The sequence below is a fragment of the Mycoplana sp. BE70 genome, from assembly GCF_031455855.1.
Taxonomy (GTDB): domain Bacteria; phylum Pseudomonadota; class Alphaproteobacteria; order Rhizobiales; family Rhizobiaceae; genus Mycoplana.
In genome coordinates this window covers 138,474-151,761 of sequence record NZ_JAVDTM010000012.1, presented here as the reverse complement: position 1 = coordinate 151,761, position 13,288 = coordinate 138,474, and the positions used below count along the sequence as shown (strand labels likewise).

General features: G+C 60.5%; 17 protein-coding genes, 1 tRNA gene and 1 pseudogene. 9 read left to right on the top strand and 10 right to left on the bottom strand.

Annotated elements, in window-relative coordinates:
- Positions 1 to 630: GAF domain-containing protein (locus J2Y48_RS20915; protein ID WP_310421970.1), on the bottom strand; the 630-nt coding region annotated here is incomplete at its 3' end.
- Between the two features lie 398 nt (positions 631 to 1,028).
- On the opposite strand from J2Y48_RS20915, the gene J2Y48_RS20910 reads away from it, so the two are divergent.
- Positions 1,029 to 1,376, top strand: coding sequence for a sigma factor (locus J2Y48_RS20910; protein ID WP_310421967.1), 348 nt, complete (start codon positions 1,029 to 1,031; stop codon positions 1,374 to 1,376).
- Positions 1,373 to 1,765, top strand: coding sequence for a response regulator (locus J2Y48_RS20905; protein WP_310421964.1), 393 nt, complete (start codon positions 1,373 to 1,375; stop codon positions 1,763 to 1,765). Before J2Y48_RS20910 ends, J2Y48_RS20905 begins: the two co-directional genes overlap by 4 nt.
- Before the next feature lie 7 nt (positions 1,766 to 1,772).
- Here the strand turns inward: J2Y48_RS20905 and J2Y48_RS20900 are convergent, their stop codons facing one another.
- Positions 1,773 to 2,033 (bottom strand): hypothetical protein, encoded by a 261-nt coding sequence (locus J2Y48_RS20900; protein WP_310421959.1) that lies wholly within the window; start codon positions 2,031 to 2,033, stop codon positions 1,773 to 1,775.
- 84 nt (positions 2,034 to 2,117) lie between these two features.
- Between J2Y48_RS20900 and J2Y48_RS20895 the strand changes: the two genes are divergently transcribed.
- Positions 2,118 to 2,765 (top strand): UdgX family uracil-DNA binding protein, encoded by a 648-nt coding sequence (locus J2Y48_RS20895; RefSeq protein WP_310421957.1) that lies wholly within the window; start codon positions 2,118 to 2,120, stop codon positions 2,763 to 2,765.
- A gap of 284 nt (positions 2,766 to 3,049) precedes the next feature.
- On the opposite strand, the pseudogene J2Y48_RS20890 reads toward J2Y48_RS20895, so the two are convergent.
- Positions 3,050 to 3,136 (bottom strand): annotated as a pseudogene (locus J2Y48_RS20890) (transporter); the annotation flags it as partial.
- Between the two features lie 62 nt (positions 3,137 to 3,198).
- Between J2Y48_RS20890 and J2Y48_RS20885 the strand changes: the two are divergent.
- Positions 3,199 to 4,122 (top strand): bestrophin family protein, encoded by a 924-nt coding sequence (locus J2Y48_RS20885; protein WP_310421954.1) that lies wholly within the window; start codon positions 3,199 to 3,201, stop codon positions 4,120 to 4,122.
- 136 nt (positions 4,123 to 4,258) lie between these two features.
- On the opposite strand, the gene J2Y48_RS20880 is transcribed toward J2Y48_RS20885, so the two are convergent.
- The 3 genes from J2Y48_RS20880 to J2Y48_RS20870 form a co-directional block, all read right to left on the bottom strand.
- Positions 4,259 to 4,335 (bottom strand) — tRNA-Met (locus J2Y48_RS20880).
- Positions 4,336 to 4,469: 134 nt separating this feature from the next.
- Positions 4,470 to 5,675, bottom strand: a complete 1,206-nt coding sequence (gene mnmA, locus J2Y48_RS20875) for a tRNA 2-thiouridine(34) synthase MnmA (RefSeq protein WP_310421951.1) — start codon at positions 5,673 to 5,675, stop codon at positions 4,470 to 4,472.
- A gap of 262 nt (positions 5,676 to 5,937) precedes the next feature.
- Positions 5,938 to 6,687 carry a LuxR C-terminal-related transcriptional regulator gene (locus J2Y48_RS20870; RefSeq protein WP_310421948.1) on the bottom strand — a complete coding sequence of 250 codons (750 nt, stop codon included), beginning with the start codon at positions 6,685 to 6,687 and terminating at the stop codon, positions 5,938 to 5,940.
- A 403-nt stretch (positions 6,688 to 7,090) separates the two neighbouring features.
- On the opposite strand from J2Y48_RS20870, the gene J2Y48_RS20865 reads away from it, so the two are divergent.
- Positions 7,091 to 7,366 (top strand): DUF1153 domain-containing protein, encoded by a 276-nt coding sequence (locus J2Y48_RS20865; protein WP_007769470.1) that lies wholly within the window; start codon positions 7,091 to 7,093, stop codon positions 7,364 to 7,366.
- A gap of 41 nt (positions 7,367 to 7,407) precedes the next feature.
- Here the strand turns inward: J2Y48_RS20865 and J2Y48_RS20860 are convergent, their stop codons facing one another.
- Positions 7,408 to 7,854, bottom strand: a complete 447-nt coding sequence (locus tag J2Y48_RS20860) for a paraquat-inducible protein A (RefSeq protein ID WP_310421945.1) — start codon at positions 7,852 to 7,854, stop codon at positions 7,408 to 7,410.
- Positions 7,855 to 7,985: 131 nt separating this feature from the next.
- On the opposite strand from J2Y48_RS20860, the gene J2Y48_RS20855 reads away from it, so the two are divergent.
- Positions 7,986 to 8,267, top strand: coding sequence for a GNAT family N-acetyltransferase (locus J2Y48_RS20855; protein WP_310421942.1), 282 nt, complete (start codon positions 7,986 to 7,988; stop codon positions 8,265 to 8,267).
- A gap of 153 nt (positions 8,268 to 8,420) precedes the next feature.
- On the opposite strand, the gene J2Y48_RS20850 is transcribed toward J2Y48_RS20855, so the two are convergent.
- Positions 8,421 to 8,771, bottom strand: a complete 351-nt coding sequence (locus J2Y48_RS20850; protein ID WP_310421939.1) for a flagellar export protein FliJ — start codon at positions 8,769 to 8,771, stop codon at positions 8,421 to 8,423.
- A gap of 515 nt (positions 8,772 to 9,286) precedes the next feature.
- Between J2Y48_RS20850 and ctrA the strand changes: the two genes are divergently transcribed.
- Complete coding sequence (ctrA, locus tag J2Y48_RS20845; RefSeq protein ID WP_310421936.1) at positions 9,287 to 9,985, top strand: response regulator transcription factor CtrA; 699 nt, start codon at positions 9,287 to 9,289, stop codon at positions 9,983 to 9,985.
- Positions 9,986 to 10,136: 151 nt separating this feature from the next.
- Here the strand turns inward: ctrA and J2Y48_RS20840 are convergent, their stop codons facing one another.
- Positions 10,137 to 10,499 (bottom strand): response regulator, encoded by a 363-nt coding sequence (locus J2Y48_RS20840; RefSeq protein ID WP_310421932.1) that lies wholly within the window; start codon positions 10,497 to 10,499, stop codon positions 10,137 to 10,139.
- Between the two features lie 104 nt (positions 10,500 to 10,603).
- Positions 10,604 to 11,254, bottom strand: a complete 651-nt coding sequence (chpT, locus tag J2Y48_RS20835) for a histidine phosphotransferase ChpT (protein ID WP_310421930.1) — start codon at positions 11,252 to 11,254, stop codon at positions 10,604 to 10,606.
- Positions 11,255 to 11,520: 266 nt separating this feature from the next.
- On the opposite strand from chpT, the gene J2Y48_RS20830 reads away from it, so the two are divergent.
- Positions 11,521 to 12,045 (top strand): EipA family protein, encoded by a 525-nt coding sequence (locus J2Y48_RS20830; protein WP_310421995.1) that lies wholly within the window; start codon positions 11,521 to 11,523, stop codon positions 12,043 to 12,045.
- 123 nt (positions 12,046 to 12,168) lie between these two features.
- Positions 12,169 to 13,284 carry a hypothetical protein gene (locus J2Y48_RS20825; protein ID WP_310421927.1) on the top strand — a complete coding sequence of 372 codons (1,116 nt, stop codon included), beginning with the start codon at positions 12,169 to 12,171 and terminating at the stop codon, positions 13,282 to 13,284.
- Positions 13,285 to 13,288: the final 4 nt, after the last annotated feature.

Below are 13,288 nucleotides of genomic sequence, written 5' to 3'. Positions count from 1 at the left end.
TCGTCCGGCGTCGTCGAGCGTGATGATCGCATATTCGTTGGCGCTATCGAGGATAACCTGCAGCCGCTCCTTGCTCCGGCGAAGGAGTTCTTCGGCGCATTGATGGGCTTCCTGAGCACGTCTGCTTTCAATGCTGAATCCGAGCTGGCGAGCGATCGTAAGCGAAAGGACAGCCTCGTCCTGGGTGAAAACATGCGGCCGTTCGCGATAGGTCATGAATTTTCCAATGACGCGGCCATTGGCGGTCAGCGGAATGAAGGCCAGTGCGTGAATACCTTCGGCCTTTATCGTTTGCTTGAGAGCTTCCGATTCATGCGAGGCTTCAATCTCGCCAATGAAAATCGGGACGGCTTCACAGTCGCCTGGCTTCCAGGGCGAATGTCCGTCGACAGCCTCGCGATACGCTTCTGAAAGGCCGCGCCAGGCTACAAAGCGCATCACACCCGTCTGATCGAAGAGCAGAATCGAGGCGCGCTCGCAGCGCAAGGCCGCGCCGATGGCGTCGAACGTCGCGTTATACACGTCCGCCAATGAATTTGCCCTGTAGAGGGCGTCGGTGAACTGAAAAAGGGCGCCCAGTTCGTCGGCCTTCCTGCTCCTCAGCCGAGAGTCACGGAGATATTCCGTCATGCCCACCTCCGCTGCGACAGCACATCCGACGCCACCCGATTCTCAACTACGTGTCGGGTTTCATCGGCCGGGTCGCGGCATGATATTGTCGGCGTGCACGCCGTCAGAGGCAGTCACTCCTGCTTCCAGGCGACGACTGGGATCATCGTACTTGATTGAGTTGCGCACGTCTCGCAAAACTTCCCTCGCTGCCCCACCGCCCTTATGGGACACTGTTTTCGCCACTGGCTGCGCCGCAACAACCTGGCGCTGCTCACATTCCGCTGGGGAGGAAGTATTTGCGGCTTACTCGACAATGCCCGCCGCAGTGCAACGCAGGCATACTGGAACCAAAGTCACTGGCTCGCATTCATCATTCGCCCATCAACATGGCGGCAGCTTGCGGAACCACCATGCGAATGACCGAACACGACCCGATTGCCGGTGAAATCATCCTGTGTATTCCTGCGCTACGGCGATTTGCCCGCACTTTTAACCACCGCGCCATCGACTCGGACGACCTCGTCCAGGAAACGCTGCTAAAAGCGCTTCCCCACATCGAAAAATTCCACCTGGGAACAAACCTGAGGGCGTGGTTCTTCACAATCATGCGAAACTCATTCTGTTCCCGCGCGCGGCTGGCGAAGCGAGAGTCGCCTGGTTTTAGTGCGGATTGCTGTGACTTGGCCACGGCTGCTCCGGCCAACAAGGAATGGCACATCCGCGGTCATGAGGATGCCATCAGCCGCCTTCGGAGGATGAAATGACAACACCTTCAACCGACTGCAGCCTCTTTGCAGGTCGCCGAATTTTGGTGGTTGAAGACGAATATCTACTTGCCGACGAGTGCCGGAAGAAACTCGAGAAATACGGTGCCACCGTCATCGGCCCGACCGGGAGCGTACAACAGGCGCTGAGATTGATTGCCGACCAGGCCATCGATGCGGCAATACTGGACGTGCATCTCGGCGGCGAGTTGGTGTTCCCCGTCGCCGACCAGTTGATTGAGCGCGGCATCGCCTTTGTCTTCGCAACCGGATATGATCCCTCGATCGTTCCCGATCGTTTTCCCGGATTTGTGCTTTGCGACAAACCGCTGGCCTTGGAGAAAATCGCCAAGGCGCTTTTCGGTCCACCCCAGCCGAACGGCCATTGACGAGTGCCTACAAGCGGGCCTTAGCCCGGTTTGCAGCATCCTCTATGATGCCCGATACCTCGCCATTTGTGCAGCTTTGCATTGCGAACGCCTCACCGGGGTCGATGCCGGGATCCTCTTCGTAATTTGCCAGGAACTTGTTTTCCTCGAGCATCGCTTTCAAGGCGCTATGGTGCTTTTTGTCACCGGATAACATGGCGAGCATCATGACCAGCAGGCGGCGATGCGCATTTAGTCTGGCTTCCAAGGTTGAGCGCGGTTCGGACATGGCACCCTCCGTGTTCACGCAAAGAGAACGATTTCGCTCGGTGTGCGTTCCCATCGCAGCACTCATGGATTTGGGGCTCGCCCCATGACAATCGGCCATGGAAAGTTCGGTCCGGCGTTGGAACAGGAGGGGGCGCGGGCGGCGACATTGCCGGACCTCCGCGAACAGGCCTCCGGCTGCCATCGTTGCGACCTTTACAAAGCGGCAACGCAACTGGTGTTCGGGGAAGGCGCGCAAGGCGCGTCGGTTGTCCTCGTTGGTGAACAGCCGGGAGATCGTGAAGATATCGCCGGCAGGCCGTTTGTCGGCCCCGCTGGATTGCTGCTGAACGAGTGCCTTCACGAGGCAGGCGTCGACCGATCTCGTTGCTATGTCACCAATGCGGTCAAGCATTTCAAGTTTCAGCAACGCGGCAAGCGCAGATTGCACGCCAAACCGAATGCGGACGAGATCCAGCGCTGCGCCTGGTGGCTGGCGGCCGAGTTGGACCTGATCCATCCCCGGCTCGTGGTTGCGTTGGGAGGCACGGCCCTCTACACGCTCTTTGGTCGCAGCGTCAGTGTTACGAAAGCGCGCGGACAGATCCTTCAAGTCCCAACTGGTCCACCGGTGCTGGTGACCGTTCATCCATCCTACCTGCTGAGAACCCAGAAGCGGCCGGATGCCGAGATGGTACGCCACCAATTCGTCACTGATCTGCATCAGATCGTGCAGTTCTGCACCGAGGCCTGACGGCCTGACCGGCAGCGGATCTGGAATTTCCGCTTGATGCTGGCGACGTTGGCCGCATTAGGCTCACGCCTACAGGGTGGCGTGGATCCGCTGCGCTTGTCGCCAAATCGAGTGGCGTAGCGCAGCGGACATCGGTTCCTGAAAGTAGCTGACCGGGACTCTTCTGCTTCTGCCGACTTGCATATCCGGATCATGCTTTTCTTTGTCGCGAATCGGCAGAGCGCCAGGGTGGGCCGGCGCTATCATGTCTGTCCGCGAGCCTGCACGGATACCGCGACAGTCGCTCAGTCGTCCACAGCCACCATAACGTCGGAGGCCTTTACAACCGCGTACGCTTCCTTGCCGACAGCCAATCCCAACTTCTTCACTGCATTCGGTCTGTGTAATATAGAGCAGCAGGCGCGGGGGAGATCCATAGCAAAGAGAACCAGCAATGATCGTCCGCCCTTCTCCGACCTTTCTGCAACTTTTCTACATCATGCGGGGCTCGGTGGTTCCGAAGATTTTCCCGCAACTCGGCATAACAGCCGCGTTTGCCACGGTTGTCGTGCTCCTGCATGGGCGCTACCCAGCATTCGTACCTTCAATCGCGGGTGTACCGTTTGCTCTTCTCGGTATCGCGCTCTCCGTCTTCCTAGGGTTCAGAAACAACGCTTGCTACGACCGATGGTGGGAAGCCCGGAAACAGTGGGGCGAGATGATTGCGGTGTGCCGAAACTTCGGCCGCCAGACGCTCGTCTTGGACGGAGGTGGGAAAGAGACAAAGGTGGTCCGACACGAACTTTTGGTTTCGGTTATCCAGTTCGTTTACGCGCTTGCCATCCATTTGCGGCCAGATCGCCCTTCGGCTCCGTCCCGACCCGAATTAGATCCTTGCCTGCGTGGAGACCTTTCCGATGCAGTCAACCGACCAGACGCGATCTTGAGGCACATATCGACAAGACTAGCCTCGCTTAATCGCGAGGGAGCGGTGAGCGATATCATGTTCCAGACGCTCGATCGTTCAGTCTCGCAACTCGGCGGCATCCAGGCCGCATGCGAGCGTATCCGAGGCACACCGCTCCCGTTCGCATACTCCCTGCTCCTGCACCGAACAGCCCACCTTTTCTGCTTTCTCTTCCCACTTGGCTTCGCAGACACGCTTGGTTGGCTTACGCCATTTTGCTCCGTACTCGTCGCCTATACCTTCTTCGGCCTGGATGCCTTGGGTGAAGAGCTTGAGAGCCCCTTCGGAAGCACCCAGCATGCAGTCCCCCTGAGCGCCCTGGCAAGAACCATCGAAATTGGGCTCCTCGAAGCGATGGATGAGAAGAACGTTCCGCCGGCTCTCCAGCCGATTGAGTTTGTTCTCATGTAGACGGAACGCGGCGCGCCAGGAGAAGGCGCTGCGCCGCCCAGCGCCGCATCGATCGGAGGCCCGGAGGGCTACTGGAAACCTCTTAGCGGCAATGCCGCGTTGCTGGGATTGAGCGCCAAGATTTTGGGGGGACGCATGGTAGCGGAGGAGGGATTCGAACCCCCGACACAAGGATTATGATTCCTCTGCTCTAACCTACTGAGCTACTCCGCCGCCGGGCGAAACGGTCAACGATCGCTTCGTTTTCCGTTCGGGACGGGCGGCTTATAAGGTGCCCTTCCCCAGGGTGTCAAGCGTCGTTTCCGGCAAAAATGCGCGTTCGCGCAAAGGCTTGTGAATTCGTCGCGTCAGGCCGCGGCCGGTACGGCGAGAATGCGCTTCAGCGCCGCCTCCGCGGCTGCCTCGCGCTCGGAGCGGGCGATGAAGCCGCCGCCATAGACGCGTGCGTCCTCACCCTCGCCCGAGTAGAGGGCGCAGGCCTGACCGGGCGCCACACCCGCCTCGCCTTCGGAAAGCTCGACGTAGAGGCCGTTCTCGTCGGCGTGCAGCATCGCCGGGCGCGGCGGCCGTGTCGAACGCACCTTGGCAAAGCAGGAAAAGCCCTTGGCGGCCGCCTCGTGGATGTCGCCGTCGCCGAGCCAGTTGACGTCGCGCAGGTAGAGCCGGCGTGTCTCCAGCGCCTCCTTCGGCCCGACAATGACCCGGCGCGAGCGCGCGTCGAGATAGACGACATAGAGCGGCTCGCCGGTGGCAACGCCGATGCCGCGCCGCTGGCCGATCGTGTAGTGCAGGATGCCCTCGTGCTGGCCGAGCACGCGGCCGTCGATATGGACGATGTCTCCGCCCAGCGCCGCGTTCGGCTTCAGCTTGGCCACGATGTCGGAATACTTGCCCTGCGGCACGAAGCAGATGTCCTGGCTGTCGGCCTTCTTGGCAACGACAAGCCCCATCTCCTCGGCCAATGCCCGGGTCTCGGCCTTCGACAGGTGGCCGAGCGGAAAGCGCAGGTAGTCGATCTGCTCCTGGGTGGTGGCAAACAGGAAGTAACTCTGGTCGCGCTCGGCGTCGACCGGGCGATACAGCGCCCGCCGGCCGGGATCCGCCGGCGTCGGGTTCGGCCGCGAGCGGATGTAGTGGCCTGTCGCAAGCGCGTCGGCACCCAAGTCCTTTGCGGTTGCCAGCAGGTCGGCAAACTTGACGGTCTGGTTGCAGGCAACGCACGGGATCGGCGTTTCGCCGGCGATGTAGCTCTCGGCGAACGGATTGATCACGGTTTCGCGGAACCGCTTCTCGTAGTCGAGCACGTAGTGCGGAATGCCGAGCGTCTCGCAGACGCGGCGCGCGTCGTCGATGTCCTGTCCGGCGCAGCAGGAACCGGCCCGATGGACGGCGGCGCCATGGTCGTAAAGCTGCAACGTGATGCCGAGGACGTCATAGCCTTCGCGTTTCAGGAGCCCCGCGACGACTGATGAATCCACGCCGCCGGACATGGCGACGACAACGCGCGTATCTTCCGGCTTCCTGTCGAAATCAAGACTGTTCACGGCATCCATCCGTTGGTTTTCCAAGGCCCGATCAGGCCCCGCCGCGTCACGGGCAGCGCGACGCGCATCATGTATTTGCCTGTTGCATCTCGTCGCCGGCAAAGCTGTGCACTCCGCTGGGCACATGCTCCGGACGACGGTAATTCGCCCGTATCCAGTACGACGAGGCGCTGCTGGCCCGACATATAGAAACTTGTGCCAGCCGGAGCAAGAGAACAGGCGTTCTCAGTCATTCGGGGCGCCATTGCACAGCGAGCGGCGCATCCGCCGCCTAGATCAGTTTCAACCGCATCGCCGAGGCAATGGCCTGCATCCGGTTCACGGCCCCCAGTTTCTTCGTCGCGGTCTTGAAGTAGCTGCTGACGGTATAGGCCGAAATGCCGAGGATGATGGCGATCTCGTCGCTGCTCTTGCCGGCCGCGGCCCAACGCAGACACTCGAGCTCGCGGCTCGACAAGGTCTCGCGCGAGCCGGGGCCGGGCGCAAAGGTCGGTTCCAGGCACTCGAACAACTGGACCGCCGCGAAGTATAGTCCTGCCGTCTCGTTGATTTCGAGCGGCTCGCACTGGCCAGAAAACAGCACAATAAAAGGCTCGCCCGAGGTCGAATGCAACAGGAACGCGGTCGATCTTACGAGGCCATGACGTGCAGCAAGCTCCGCTGCTCCATCTTCCCCTGCCCGCGCCGTGTCCTTCGGCGCGAGCAGCCGTTGATCGCCGCGGACCGGCCGCTTCGTCGCCGCCACCTCCGCAACGAGCCGGCTGATGTGAAATATGCCCAACTCATCATAGCTCCGCACGAGCTCGGACGACCAGTTGCTCACCAGCAGTCGTTCGGCGAAACGCTGCCTTTCGGCCTCCGGAAAGCGCGCCACGAGGAAATGGTCAAAGTCGAAATGACGGGCGCAGCGCCGCATCAGCTGCAGCACTTCGTACTCCGTCTGAACATTCTCCAGCGTCGCGCCAGTCAGAAATTCCGGCAACTGGCCATGTCGCGCCTTCGCCTTATCCAGATCTCTCATCTTGCGTATCCAATGGGTCGGTCGGGCCGCAACCATTCCACGCTGCGACTAGCGCCTCCAAACAAGGTCAAAAGCGAAACCAGCCGTTCCACAACGCCTCAGCCAACCGTCCGGAGGGAACATTTGAGAGGATTGCGGCCTATCCGATGCACCGCCTTTGATCTGGCGCCGTCCTAACAGAAGCGAGCCGCCCGTGAAAATAGTTAGATCTCATGGCTTCCGGGCAATCTTAACCGACCGTGAAGAGGAACTGCACGATCGCGATGCCCGCCGTTGGACGCAAAGATCTAATCTGCGGAAACTGCTCAATTTGTTAGCGAATTGTTACGGTCGGCTTAGCCAAATTTTAAATGTGGCAAACTACAGTGAGGCCCACATGGTCTTGTGTGTAGTAGAGAGTCCTATGACCGAATTGATACGACCCCGCGTAAAGTATGTCATCGGCCCCGATGGCAGCCCCTTGACGATCGCCGATCTGCCGCCAGCCAACACGCGGCGCTGGGTGATCCGCCGGAAGGCTGAAGTCGTTGCCGCGGTCCGCGGCGGCCTGCTGAGCCTGGAGGAAGCCTGCGAACGCTATACGCTGACGGTCGAGGAATTCCTGTCGTGGCAGTCCTCCATCAACGATCACGGCCTGGCCGGCCTGCGCACCACTCGCATCCAGCAATACAGGCACTGACACGCCGACTGGGCGTTTCGTCAGAAAGACCCGCGGCCGCCTCAGCGCGGCCGCAGCTGCATCTGCAGCAGGCTGGTCAGCACCGCCGACGCCGCGTAGAACCACAGGCCCGGCTGCGTGAAGGCACTTGCGATACCGGTGGTCTTGGCTGCCACGATCACCAGCGCCACAAGCATCACGTCCATCATCGACCAACGGGCAAGAAGCGGAAGCAGGCCGGCAAGCAGCCGATCGTGGCTTCCATCGCCCCGACTGATCGCCTCAAAGGCAACGCCGATGAGCTTGATCACCGGGAAGACGATCGAAAGCAGACCGACGACCACGGCGAGCAGTTGGTTCTCCTGTGCCCACAACGAGGCAACGATACCGAGCAGCGACGGCGTCTCGGTGAAAAAGTAGAGCCTCTCGAACAGGACCAGCGGAAGCACCATGCCGAAGGCGAGCGACAGTGCCGAAAGAACAAGCAGGGCAGGAACGATCAGGGCCATTGCGCGCCTCATGATGAATCAGTGCCGCATCCATAGCACTTTCGCCCAAGGAACGCCGTTCCGCCCTGCCACTGGATGACATCGGCGCCTGAACTGCTAGAACCGGCTATCGGCCCGAAGGAGAATTTGGAATGGATATTCACAGCACAGAAAGCAGCTCGCACGGCCGTTATTCGGTCACCGTCGACGGACATGAGGCGGAAATGACCTATTCGCGGACGTCGGCGAAACTGATCATCATCGACCACACCGGCGTTCCCGACGCGCTTCGCGGCCGCGGCGTCGGCCAGGCGCTCGCCCTCCATGCCGTCGAGCAGGCACGCGCCGGGGGATGGAAGATCATGCCGCTCTGCCCGTTCTTCCGGGCGCAAGCGATGCGCCACCCTGAATGGAGCGACGTCGTCAATCGCTGACAGGCCGGCAGCGCCCGCGCAAGGCGGCTCGCGGGCGCCGTCCTGGGTTTCAAATCCGGAAAACGGAAAGGACCCTCATGAGCGCGGTTTCACCGCTCATGAGGGTTCCCTTTACTGAGCGCTGCACAGCCGCAGCGACGGAGTGCGACGTTGTCAGGCGCGCAGGCGCACCGCGTTGTCGCGCTCTTCCAGCGCCGTTGCCTTGGCATATTCGGCTTCCACCTCCTCCAACGCGAGTTCGGCGGCATCCTGCTGCACTTTCAACTCACGAATGGAGACGAGCAGGTTGTCCGCGCGCTGGCGGGCAGCCTTTGCGAAGGTGGGGTAGGCAAAGTGGCTCGGATCAGAAATACCGGATTTCTTCTCCTCGATGGCAATCTGGCTCTCCAGTTCCTTAGACATCCGTTCGAACTCGGACATCATCATTTGCAACTGGCTCAACTGCCGCCTTTTTTCTTTCACCTGAAACTCCTTCAGGCGAACTAGGCTCTCACGTGGCTTCATACGCAATACTCCCGTGGATAGCGAGACCCCGGCACCTGGTGGGCGGCAAACGCCGCCAACCTTACACGCTTAAGGCCTGCCCCGCCTGTTGCACAGATCGAAGCAGGCCGACATTTTTGCCCGTGCGTCGGCTGAACAAGCCGACGTTCACAAAAAATTTCCGCGACATTAACGAAACCCTACCGCTGGTAACCTTTCGTTTACGGGCATCGTTAATCATAGGTGGCATGATTTAAGGGTCGGTAAATGCAACAGTCAAAATGCCGGGCACCCGATAATCATGAGTCGAAAGAGTCGGATAGCGTATTTTCCTCACAAAACAGGTGAGAAGCGCGACGCCAAATTTTGACGTAAATTCAGGGGGCTGCCGAAATTATTTAACAACTTCATACCATCTTGCCAGAGTGAATCAGAATTTGTTAACCATTCGGTGGCAGCCTCCAAATCAGGCAACAACTGGATCCGTATCGCGTAGAGGGGCCAGGACACCTTGAGCGGCGGAAAAGGGGACGGAAATGCGGGTACTACTTATTGAAGACGACAGCGCGACAGCGCAGAGCATCGAGTTGATGCTCAAATCCGAAAGTTTCAATGTCTACACGACGGATCTGGGCGAAGAGGGTGTCGATCTCGGCAAGCTCTACGACTACGACATCATCCTGCTGGACCTGAACCTGCCGGACATGTCGGGCTACGAAGTGCTGCGCACGCTGCGCCTGGCCAAGGTCAAGACGCCGATCCTGATACTCTCAGGCATGGCCGGCATCGAGGACAAGGTGCGCGGCCTCGGCTTCGGCGCCGACGACTACATGACCAAACCCTTCCACAAGGACGAACTGGTTGCCCGCATCCACGCCATTGTTCGCCGCTCCAAGGGCCATGCACAGTCCGTGATCTCGACCGGTGAGTTGATCGTTAACCTCGACGCCAAGACCGTCGAAGTCGGCGGCCAGCGGGTCCATCTGACCGGCAAGGAATACCAGATGCTCGAACTGCTCTCGCTGCGCAAGGGCACGACGCTGACGAAGGAAATGTTCCTCAATCACCTCTATGGTGGCATGGACGAGCCGGAACTGAAGATCATCGACGTCTTTATCTGCAAGCTGCGCAAGAAGCTCGCCAATGCCGCCGGCGGCGCGAATTACATCGAGACGGTCTGGGGCCGCGGCTACGTGCTGCGCGAGCCGGATGGGGACTATCTCGAGACGGCCTGATCCGGATCGGGCAAGACCTTCTTAAAAACCCGCCGTATGCCGGGTTTTTTGTTGTCAGCCGGAGCTCCAAATCCAGCCCTTGACCAGACCGGAAACAGCAACGCGGCCGCCCCTAGCGAGGCGACCGCGTCTTCAAAGTCCTGGCTTGCCGTCAAGCGGCGATAGAGAGATTGGCAAAGACCGTCGTGAGGATCTTTCGATCGAACGGCTTCAGCAGGAAGTCGTCCGCCCCGGCGCGCTTGCCCATCATCATCTTCTTCAGGTCGGCCTCGACCACGCAGTAAAAGATGCGCACCGTATCGCCCTTCGGCAGCATACGGAGGTTGGCGATCAGTTCGAGCGCGCCATCCATCGTCGAGTCGACGATAATGACGTTCGGCAAATCCGCCTCACAGCGGACGAGCGCCTCCAGCGAGTTGGACGCTTCGAGTACGAGGTAGTCGAGGCCCGATAGAATACGTTTTCCAACCTTGCGAACGACATCGGAACCGTCGGCAATCATGATGCGCCGCATAGCCTACTCCAATTTCCCGCTCACACGAGCAGCCAATTATGAAGCAAGTGTAGCCATCGCTGGCAAACAAATGGTTACCGGCGGCGCGCTCCGCCGCCTCGACGTCAGGCTGCCGCAGGCACCTTGGCGACGAAAGTGATTTCTTCGGCTGACGGAACGATCTCCAGCTCCATGCCCGCTTCCTCGGCGAGGAGAACCGTGTAGTAGGGCTGGATCGTATGGGCATCCACCGCCTCTTCGAGTTGGCCGGACAGCATCTCGACAAACTTCGGCGGCACCCGCAGCATGCGCCCTTTCGCGGTCAGGCGAAACTCCGCGTCCAGTTCGGGACGCTCCAGGGTGATGTCGATCGAGCCACCGCGCGGGATCGCGCCATAGGCGACAAGAAACAGGTTCAGCAGCAGCTTGACGCGGTTCTTGGCGACGATTGCCCGCGGTCCGCTCCAGGTGATTTCGGTCTTCTTTTCCGCCGTGGCAAAGTCGCGGGCGGCCTTTTCCGCCTCGCCCGTGTCGATCGAAGCGCCGACGGATCCCGAGGCACCGAAGGCGAGCCGGGCGAACTTCAGGCGCACCGAGGCGTTCATCGCACTGGTGCGGATAAGGTCCATCGCGTCTTCGTCCGCTCCGCCCTCGTCGAGCAGTTCGAGCCCGTTGTTGATGGCACCGACCGGGGAAATGACGTCGTGGCACACACGGCTGCACAGCAGCGCCGCGAGGTCGGGACCGCTCAGGGTGAGGTTCGGGTTCTTCGCCATCATATTCTCCAGCAGGCCCTGACCGACAGTGGCGATCTGCAACCGTCGGGCGGGTAGATTTCATCAATTGACACCTAGCACGCGTAAATTGTGCCGAGCAGGCTCAATTAGAGGTCAGCCATAAAGACACCACATTTGGTAAACCGATTGTTAACACGATCCGGTCAAATTGCCATGCACGACAACGCCTGAACCAGCACGGGGGTAGTGACATGTGTGCGTCACATTTGACCAGGAGATCCGTCCTCCTCGCCGCAATCGGGGCGATGGCCGCGCCGGCAGCAGCGCACGCACAGAGCACCGGCGGATCCCAATACACCGTCCAGGAGATCGTTGACGCAGGGCACGGCTTCTTCGGCTCCACCACCGGCGGTCTCGCCAAAGTGGTCGAACGGGCTTTCCAATCCTACGGCCTGCCGAACGGCTACATCCTCGGCCAGGAAGGATCGGGCGCCTTCGTTGCCGGTCTCACCTACGGCGAAGGCGAGATGAACACGAAGAACGTCGGCAGCCACCCCGTTTTCTGGCAGGGCCCGTCCCTTGGCCTCGACTGGGGCGGACAGGGCAGCCGCACGATGATGCTCGTATACAACCTCCCGGACGTAAACGCGCTTTACACCCGCTTTGCCGGCGTCTCCGGCTCGGCCTATGTCGTTGCCGGCGTCAGCATGACGGTTCTGACCGAGCAGAACATGGTCATCGTCCCGATCCGCACCGGCATCGGTGCCCGCCTCGGCATCAATGCCGGCTATCTGAAGCTGACGCGGAACCCCACCTGGAATCCATTCTAGGTCGCCGTCCTGGTGCACGCGCAAGGTTACCGGCGTAACTGAAATTGTTCGCGAACCCCTGTGCAACAGGACTCCGTTCGCTATAGTGCGACAGGTCGACAGGGAAACAGGACAGACGTCGTCGTGATCGAATACGCCCTGCTATTTGCCTTGGGGTTCCTGGCGGCAACGCTGACGGGTCTGCTGGTCGCACCGGCCATCCAGCGTCGCATCGTCGCCTATACCGAGAACCGCATGAAGGCGACCATGCCGCTCAGCCCCCAGGAGGTTAGAGCCCAGACGGACATGGCGCGTGCCGCCTTTGCCGCCGAGAACGCACGCGTTTCCCAACAAATCGTACGCGAGCGTGAAAAGAGCACGCAGCTCTCGATCCGAATGGAGACGGTGAAGCGCGACATCAGCCGGCTCGCGGCCGACAATGCAGACCTGAAAGCGCAGATCGAGGAAATGAACGTCGAAGCCGGTGACCTGCGCTCGGCCCTGCGCCACGAGGACCAGAGATACGGACAGTTGAAGGCCCAACTGGAATCGGCAGAGCGCGAAATCCTGCACAAAAAGCGCGATATCGAAATCCTGAACGCCAACCGTGACCTCGTCCAGACCGACCTGAACGACAGCATGATCGTCGGTGCCGCGCGTGAGACCGAGTTGGAAAACCTCAACAGTCGGATAACGACTTTGCGACACGAACGCGAGAAACTGCTTGAGGGTCTCCGCGCCGCCCAGGCCCAGCTGAAGGATGCTGGCGTGAAACTGTCGCGAGAAGAAGGACGGTCGCGCCAGCTCGAGGCAAAGCTGACGCGCGACAACGGAGAGATCGGACGCCTGCGCGAGAAGTTGAAGAACGTGGCGGTCTTCCCCAAAACGTCGACGAGACCCGCACGCACACAGGAGACGAAGGCTTTGCTCCCCCCCGTATCGCCACCCAGCGAATTCACCAACGGAACTACGGCAGCCAACGGCGCAAATGGCATCGACATTCCTTCGCTCGAGGCAGATGTCCGCGATCGCAGCGCCGCCATCACGCAGCACCTGGCCCAGCCGTCCTCACCCGAAGGGGATGCGGCACTGCGCGAGGAGATCGCCGATGTCGCGGCACGGATGATCGTTCTGACGGATGCGCGCGAAGGCACCGCCTCGCCGATCCGCAGCCTGCTGAACCAGCCCGGCCCGGCCGCTGATCTCGGCCGCACCAGCCTGGCGGACCGCGCCAAGGACATGCTGCCGCCGCGCGAATAGCAAA